This is a genomic window from Dolosicoccus paucivorans, assembly GCF_900100125.1.
Classification (GTDB): Bacteria; Bacillota; Bacilli; order Lactobacillales; family Aerococcaceae; genus Dolosicoccus; species Dolosicoccus paucivorans.
Genome location: NZ_FNEL01000069.1, coordinates 1 through 8115, shown reverse-complemented (window position 1 = coordinate 8115; position 8115 = coordinate 1). Strand labels below are relative to the sequence as shown.

The following is an 8115-nucleotide window of genomic DNA, read 5'->3' as shown; positions in this document are numbered from 1 at the left end:
CGTGGCCCAATACTTTGAATCACAAAGTGCTTAATTTTTTCTGGGGGACCGCGGTCCCCCAGAACCCTATTCAATTCTATTTATTTTGTACTAGAACTTTAAGTATGTGTCACATATGTTTGACTACTCTAGAATAATACCCTACCAATGTTTTCGAGTTCGAGTATTGGTAGGGTATTTAATATTTTGTAAGTATTAGCGGGGACTAATGCCTAAAGTAATTCGACCAAGACGACTAATACGATTCATATTCCAAGCCGGATCCCACACGATATTTAAATCCAAGTCGGTAATCCCATCGATTTGGCGAATCTTCTCTCTTAATTCCACCGGCACAATCTCCACACATTCGCAACCAGGACTTGTAAAAGTCATAACAATTTGGCAAATACCTTCTGGGTTTATATTAACTTCATAAACGAGCCCTAAATTATAAATATCTAGTTCAATGTCTGGATCATAAATAGACTTTAATACTTCCGCAATCGCTTCACTATAGTCTTTCGCTAAGTCATTCATTATAATATTTTCCCTCACAAAATGACCCCTTTCTTCCGTTCATCATTTCACTTTCTTTTTCGTTGAATGAGTAATAAGTTTATTTTAGCTAAAACAACAAGAAGGTCAAGTGATTATTAGCGATTTATGATAAAAAGGATAATGAAAACTTATTTTTATATAAAAAATGTTTATTTTTTAATTTTTATGGTAAACTAAACAATACGTAAGATAATTCACATTATATAGATTGAAAGGAGCTCTCTGAATGACAGATAAAAAAGATTTAAGATCTCGTAGTAAAATCTACGATGGTGCGGTTAAATCACCTAACCGTGCAATGTTAAGAGCAACAGGAATGGAAGATGAAAACTTTGAACAACCCATTGTCGGTGTTATTAGTACATGGGCTGAAAATACGCCGTGTAATATTCACTTACACGATTTAGGAATTGTGGCAAAAGCAGGTGTTCAAGAAGCGGACTGCTGGCCCGTTCAATTCGGAACCATTACCGTTTCTGACGGTATTTCGATGGGAACTCAAGGAATGCGTTATTCACTGCCTTCTCGAGATATTATTGCCGATTCAGTAGAAGCAGCCATTGGCGGACACAACTGTGACGGCTTTTTAGCCATCGGTGGGTGTGATAAGAACATGCCAGGATGTTTAATTGCTATGGCTAACTTAGATATTCCGTCGATTTTCGTTTACGGTGGAACAATCCGTCCTGGGAAACATAACGGAAAAGATATCGATTTAGTTTCTGTTTTTGAAGGGGTTGGCCATTGGAATAACAATGAGATCTCTGATGAAGAATTAAAAGAAATTGAATGTAATGCTTGTCCTGGTCCGGGAGCGTGTGGGGGAATGTACACTGCTAACACAATGGCTTCTGCCATTGAAGCCATGGGAATGAGTTTACCCGGTTCATCCTCACACCCAGCAGAAACACAAGACAAATTAGATGACGTTCACGCTGCAGGTAAAGCGTTAAAGAATTTACTTGAAAAAGATATTCGACCAAGTGATATTATTACAAGAAAATCCCTTGAAAATGCGATCGTTCTAACGATGGCGCTAGGTGGTTCGACTAACGCGATTCTTCACTTATTAGCTATTGCTCACGCAGCAGATGTGGAATTAACCATTGATGACTTTAACGAAATTCAAAAACGTGTTCCGCACTTAGCAGATTTAAAACCAAGTGGTAAATACGTCTTCCAAGACTTATATGAAGTAGGTGGCGTCCCAGCCGTATTAAAATACTTACATGAGAATGGGTACATCCACGGCGACTGTATGACAGTCACAGGTAAGACGATTGCGGAAAACTTAAAAGACGCACCGGACTTAAAAGAAGGCCAAGACGTCATTATGCCACTATCTAATCCTAAACGTGCTGATGGGCCGCTAATTGTTCTTAAAGGTAACTTAGCACCTGAAGGAGCCGTTGTGAAAGTATCTGGCTTGAAAGTTAGACGTCACGAAGGACCTGCTAAAGTTTACAACACAGAAGAAGCAGCGATTGAAGCAGCTTTAAGGGATGAAATTGTCGATGACGACGTAGTTATTGTGCGCTATGTAGGGCCAAAAGGTGGACCAGGAATGCCCGAGATGCTTTCTTTATCTAGTTTATTAATCGGTAAAGGATTAAAGGTTTGTCTATTAACTGATGGACGCTTCTCCGGTGGATCCCATGGATTCGTTGTTGGACATATCGCGCCAGAAGCGCAAGACGGCGGTCCAATTGGTCTTGTTGAAGAAGGCGATATTATTGTTATCGATCAAGATACTCGTGAATTAACGTTGAAAGTATCCGATGAAGAATTAGCTAAACGAGATGCTAAGCGTGTTATTCCGCCATTAGAATCTAGAGGATCTCTTGGTAAGTATGCTCATATTGTTTCGAGTTCATCACTAGGAGCCGTAACGGACTTTAAAAATCGTCAATTAAAAGTTGTCGATAAAGACGAACAGTAAAAGAATAAAAAGCAGTACGGGAGCCTTCGTACTGCCTTTTGTATAGGTTAATCGTTGTATTGTAAATAAAAAAATAAAAAGTTTATTAAAAAAGACTTACTATTTCCCGAGAGTTGTATTAGGATATAATTAATGAATTATGAGAGAGGTATTTTACAGTGAATCAACGCACACAATTATTATTAAATATTATTATCAGCATTATTAGATAGTGTTTGTGTCTTATTCTTATAGATACAAACACGACAAATCAGTTTGTATCTATGAGGTGCTGATGATTGATGCTGCCCGCATAGATTAACTACAATCTAAATGGGCAACGTTGATATCACTTAATACAGCGTGATGAATAATAGGCTTATTTAGATTATAGAATCTAAATAAGCCTATTTTTTTATTTATGAAATGGAGATATCGAAATGGAAGAACTAAATTTAGAAATGATTCAAGATGCTTGGGAATATTTACAACAAATTACTCACCGTACAGACTTAACGACTTCAAAAACGACAAATGAACGATTAGGTAAAGAAGTGTTTTTCAAAATGGAAAATATGCAAAAAACAGGTTCGTTTAAATTAAGAGGATCTAGTTATAAAATTCATAAGTTGACCCCAGAGGAACTGGCTAAGGGTGTTGTCAGTTCGTCAGCGGGAAACCACGCCCAAGGTGTAGCGATGGCTGCTAGTACAGCAGGTGTCAAAGCAAAGATCTTCATGCCAGAAACATCACCTAAAGCAAAAGTGGAAGCGGCTGAAGGGTATAAAGCAGAAGTCGTTTTAGTTGGAGAAACTTATTCCGACGCAGGTGATGCAGCGGAAGCCTATTTAAAAGAACATGATGTCACGTATGTTCATCCTTATGACGATTACTACGTTATGGCTGGACAAGGAACCATTGCTTTAGAAATGTTAGAACAAGAGCCAGATTTAGATATGATTATTGCTCCTTTAGGCGGGGGAGGACTTCTCAGTGGTATTGCTGTTGCTGCAAAGTCCATTAAACCTTCCATTAAAGTCATCGGAGTAGAAGCTGCAGCTTTTCCCTCTATGAAAGAAGCTGTCGAAACTGGCGAGTTGAAACGTCTTCCTTCTAATGAATCCATTGCCGAAGGAATTTCGGTAAGAGAACCGGGACAAAAAACCTATCAAGTCATTAAAGAATATGTTGATGAAATCGTAACGGTCACTGAAGAAGAAATTGCTGAAGCTATCATTTGGATGCTAGAACGAAATAAAACATTAGTTGAAGGCGCAGGAGCGACCCCTTTAGCAGCTTGTTTTAGCCATCCTGAATTATTAGAATCGGTCAATAAGATTGGCCTTGTCGTTTCAGGAGGAAACATTGATTTATCCTCAATGCCACGGGTACAAGATATTGCTCGCGGTATTAAAAAAGCTGTTAAGAAATAATTAAAAATTAAATATTAAAGCGGAGAAAATAACGGTTTATGGAGATTTTCATTAAAAATTTATTAAAAAGACTTGCAAATTAATTAGAGTCCTAGTATGATGTAATCAATCAGAGGATAATTCCTCATTAAATTCAAATCGTTGAAAAGAAGGTAATTTCTAAATTTGCTTACACAGAGACTGAGAAATAGTGAGAGCTCAGAGGTAATAGAAATTATGTCATCTTTGAGAGTCAAGCCCAAGGCCTAGGCATTAAGTTTGAACGAGTAGCAGTACCCGTTACCAAAACTGAACTGATAACTTTATCAGTTACTGAGTCACTTACTGTAAAGTAAGTGAGAATTTGGGTGGTACCGTGAACTGACTTTTTCTCCCCAATCTGCTGATTTAGCAGACTAGGAGAAAAGTTTTTTTATTTGCAAAATTATTTAAGGAGGCAATACATTGACTAACAAACAAACAACCAACGCAATGAATGGTGCAGAACTATTAATTCAATCACTGATGGATAACGATGTTGAAGTCGTCTTCGGTTATCCGGGTGGCGCTGTATTGCCGTTATTTGATGCGCTATATCGTGTAAATCCTAGTTTTAAAAATATTCTATGTCGCCACGAGCAAGGATTAATCCACGCGGCAGAAGGATACGCTAGAACAACAGGCAAACCAGGTGTCGTCATTGCGACTTCAGGGCCGGGGGTAACGAATTTATTAACGGGAATTGCTGACGCATTACTGGACTCTCTTCCAATCGTTGTTATCGCAGGGCAAGTAACCTCATCACTGATTGGAACTGATGGTTTCCAAGAAGCTGACGTGATTGGCCTAACAACGCCGATTACAAAATATAACTACCAAGTAAAAGACGTTAAAGAGTTACCGCGTATATTAAACGAAGCGTTTCATATTGCTTCAACCGGACGTCCTGGACCCGTGCTAGTTGATATTCCAAAAGATATCTTTGAAACAGTAGTTGATACGAAGGTATGTGGAAATATAAATTTACCAGGTTATCAACCGACTAAACATCCTCATCCAGAACAAATTAAGCGAGTGCTTAGTGCACTAGAGCAAGCTCAGCGTCCTGTTTTACTTGTCGGAGCAGGAATTATTACTTCCGGAGCATCGAAAGTTTTAGCTGAATTTATCAAGCGTTACCCAATGCCAGTAGTTAATACGCTACAAGGAACCGGTGCATTTGATCAGCATCACGAGCTATCTATGGGAATGGCTGGAATGCATGGGTCTTATGGAGCGAACATGGCTATTGAAAAGTGTGATTTGCTTATCAATATCGGTTCAAGATTTGACGATCGTTTAACAGGAAATATCGCCACTTTTGCGCCTGATGCAGTCATTGCTCATATTGACGTTGACCCAGCTGAAATTGGTAAAAATGTTCCAACCAATATTCCAGTCGTAGCAGATGCTAAAGCAGCCTTGGAAGCGATGATGGACTTAGAAGAGCAAGATTTAGACTTTAGTGAATGGAATAAAGAGTGTATTCAAACAAACGAAGATCATCCATTTTGGTACAACACGGGTCAAGAGTTAATCTCTCCTCAATGGTTTACAGAAAAAGTAGCTGAAAAAACAAACCACGAAGCGATCGTCATTACTGACGTTGGCCAACATCAAATGTGGGCCGCTCAATTTAGTAACGTCAGACATCCTAATCACTTCGTTACGTCCGGTGGATTAGGAACGATGGGATTCGGAGTCCCAGCAGCGATCGGCGCTCAAGTTGGAAATCCTAATAAAGTGGTCACATTATTTGTAGGAGACGGTGGATTCCAAATGACGAACCAAGAGCTTGCAGTGATGCACGAATATAATTTACCGATTAAAATCTTCATTATTAATAACGAAGCATTAGGAATGGTTCGTCAGTGGCAAGAAATTTTATACGATGAGAACTATTCTGAATCTTTAATGACCGGTCGAAATCCTGATTTTATTAAAATGGCTGAATCTTACGGCGTTAAAGCCTATAAAGTAGACAAAGAATCAGAAGTAGATCAAGTATTAGATGAAGTTTTTGCTTATGATGGTCCGGTTCTAGTGGATATTCGTGTCGAACGGGCTGAAAAAGTGTATCCAATGGTTCCAGCTGGAGCAAGTTATTCAGAAATGATAGGAGTTGATAATCCATGCAAAGAATAATTACGGCCACAGTTCAAGATAATAGTGGAGTGCTTAATCGTTTAACGGGATTGCTTTCCCGTCGTGGATTCAACATTGATAGCATTACGGTAGGACCGACGACTCAGCCGGGCATTTCCAAGATGACTTTTGTCATCGAAGTGATTGATGAAAATCATGCTGAGCAAATTATTAAACAACTAAATAAGCAAATTGATGTCATTAAAGTAACAGACATTACAAAACAAGAGATTGTGGCTAGAGAACTTGCTTTAATTAAAGTCGGTGTTACCGCGGCCACACGAAGTGAGATCTATGGAATTATTACCCCCTTTAGAGCACAAATACTTGATGTGTCGCGAAATTCTGTGACTATTGAAGTAACCGGGAAAAGCTCTAAAATCGATGCCTTAATTGATTTACTGTCAATTTTTGGCATTAAAGAAGTATCTCGTACAGGCGTGACTGCCTTCCCACGAGGCAATTAATGATAGTTATCAACTAAGCTTAGCTTAGAAATAATAACAAATAAGAAAAGATAAAGGAGAATTTTTTAAAATGGCAAAAGTTTTTTACGATAAAGATGTTAATCAAGGTTTACTAGAAGGTAAAAAAATCGCAATTATTGGCTATGGTTCACAAGGACATGCTCACGCGCAAAACTTACGCGATAGTGGACATGATGTGATCATTGGTTTACGCGAAGGTAAGTCATTTGACCGTGCTAAAGAAGACGGATTCGATGTAAAATCTGTAGCAGATGCAACAAAAGAAGCAGATATTGTTATGGTATTATTACCAGATGAGCTACAAGCAGCTGTTTACGAAAATGAGATTGAAGAAAACTTAGAAGAAGGTAACGCATTAGTGTTCGCTCACGGATTCAACATCCACTACGGACAAATCGTTCCTCCAGCAAACGTTGACGTTTTCTTAGTGGCACCTAAAGGACCAGGACACTTAGTACGTCGTACTTATGAAGAAGGAGCAGGTGTTCCATCATTAGTAGGTGTTTACCAAGACTATACAGGCCAAGCTAAAGAGATTGGTATGGCTTATGCTGGTGGTATCGGTGCAGGACGTGCAGGAATTTTAGAAACAACATTCCGTGAAGAAACAGAAACAGACCTATTCGGTGAGCAGGCAGTACTATGTGGTGGTGTAAGTGAATTAATTAAGACAGGATTTGAAGTCTTAACTGAAGCAGGTTATGCACCCGAAAGTGCTTACTTTGAAGTACTTCACGAACTAAAATTAATCGTTGACTTAATTTACGAAGGTGGATTAGAAAATATGCGCTACTCAATCTCTGATACAGCAGAGTGGGGAGACTATGTCAGCGGTCCACGCGTCATTAATAGCGATACGAAAAAAGCGATGGAAGACGTTCTTAAAGATATCCAAACAGGTGAATTCGCTAAAGGTTGGATTTTAGAAAACCAAGCAGGACGTCCTAAATTTAACGCAATTAAGCGTAATGAATTAGAGCATCCAATTACAGAAACAGGTAAAGAGTTACGTGGCCTAATGCCATTTATCGGTGACTCACTTGTTGACTAATTTTTAATAAAATTATCTAAACCCAAAGGCAATGGTCCTTTGGGTTTCTTAGTATAGAAAAAGGAGGATTATGTTGGAGTCAATTATTCAATTAGAAGACGTCACCTGGCGTCGTCAAGGTCGTGATATTTTAAAACATATTAACTGGCAAGTAAAAAAAGGCGAACATTGGGCTGTACTTGGGTTAAATGGGTCTGGAAAGACATCAATTTTAAATATTATTACGGGTTACTCCTTTCCCACATCGGGCAAGGTCGCTGTTTTAGATCAAGAATTTGGGCGCACGAATATTCCTAAATTAAGAGAACAAATTGGTTTTGTTAGTAGCTCGCTAGAGCGATTCGGAGCGACTTTTAATAAACAATATGTTAAAAATTTAATTTTAAGCGGTAAATTTGCCTCCATTGGCATTTACAGCAATATGGAGATTACTAAAGAAGACAGTGAGTTAGCAGATAAAATTCTTTCTGATTTAGGGATTGATTACCTGAATTGTAAAATTAAGCTAGAAAAAAACAAATA

7 protein-coding genes are annotated in these 8115 nt (G+C 38.6%); 6 read left to right on the top strand and 1 reads right to left on the bottom strand.

The features are described from left to right. Window positions 1-195: 195 nt before the first annotated feature. Window positions 196-537, bottom strand: coding sequence for a metal-sulfur cluster assembly factor (locus tag BLR79_RS08060; RefSeq protein WP_092086791.1), 342 nt, complete (start codon window positions 535-537; stop codon window positions 196-198). Window positions 538-766: 229 nt separating this feature from the next. Here BLR79_RS08060 and ilvD point away from each other — a divergent pair, with 229 nt between their 5' ends. The 6 genes from ilvD to BLR79_RS08030 all read left to right on the top strand — a co-directional run. Next, window positions 767-2479 (top strand): dihydroxy-acid dehydratase, encoded by a 1713-nt coding sequence (ilvD, locus tag BLR79_RS08055; RefSeq protein ID WP_092086788.1) that lies wholly within the window; start codon window positions 767-769, stop codon window positions 2477-2479. 419 nt (window positions 2480-2898) lie between these two features. Continuing rightward, the gene (gene ilvA / locus BLR79_RS08050) at window positions 2899-3891 is read left to right on the top strand and encodes a threonine ammonia-lyase (RefSeq protein ID WP_092086784.1); all 993 of its coding nucleotides are present in this window, start codon (window positions 2899-2901) and stop codon (window positions 3889-3891) included. Between the two features lie 471 nt (window positions 3892-4362). Beyond that, window positions 4363-6054, top strand: coding sequence for a biosynthetic-type acetolactate synthase large subunit (ilvB, locus tag BLR79_RS08045; RefSeq protein ID WP_092086794.1), 1692 nt, complete (start codon window positions 4363-4365; stop codon window positions 6052-6054). Next, window positions 6042-6521, top strand: a complete 480-nt coding sequence (ilvN, locus tag BLR79_RS08040) for an acetolactate synthase small subunit (protein WP_092086781.1) — start codon at window positions 6042-6044, stop codon at window positions 6519-6521. The genes ilvB and ilvN overlap by 13 nt, the downstream gene beginning before the upstream one ends. Window positions 6522-6591: 70 nt before the next feature. Continuing rightward, a complete protein-coding gene (ilvC, locus tag BLR79_RS08035) occupies window positions 6592-7593 on the top strand; it encodes a ketol-acid reductoisomerase (protein WP_092086779.1) in 1002 nt (333 codons plus the stop codon). A gap of 73 nt (window positions 7594-7666) precedes the next feature. Beyond that, the coding region (locus BLR79_RS08030) for an ATP-binding cassette domain-containing protein (RefSeq protein ID WP_143338830.1) at window positions 7667-8115 on the top strand (449 nt) is incomplete at its 3' end.

Bases quoted from the DNA above. Each gene is read 5' to 3' on its own strand.
- ilvD (WP_092086788.1), top strand. From the start codon at position 767: ATGACAGATAAAAAAGATTTAAGATCTCGTAGTAAAATCTACGATGGT.
- ilvA (WP_092086784.1), top strand. From the start codon at position 2,899: ATGGAAGAACTAAATTTAGAAATGATTCAAGATGCTTGGGAATATTTA.
- ilvB (WP_092086794.1), top strand. From the start codon at position 4,363: ATGAATGGTGCAGAACTATTAATTCAATCACTGATGGATAACGATGTT.
- ilvN (WP_092086781.1), top strand. From the start codon at position 6,042: ATGCAAAGAATAATTACGGCCACAGTTCAAGATAATAGTGGAGTGCTT.
- ilvC (WP_092086779.1), top strand. From the start codon at position 6,592: ATGGCAAAAGTTTTTTACGATAAAGATGTTAATCAAGGTTTACTAGAA.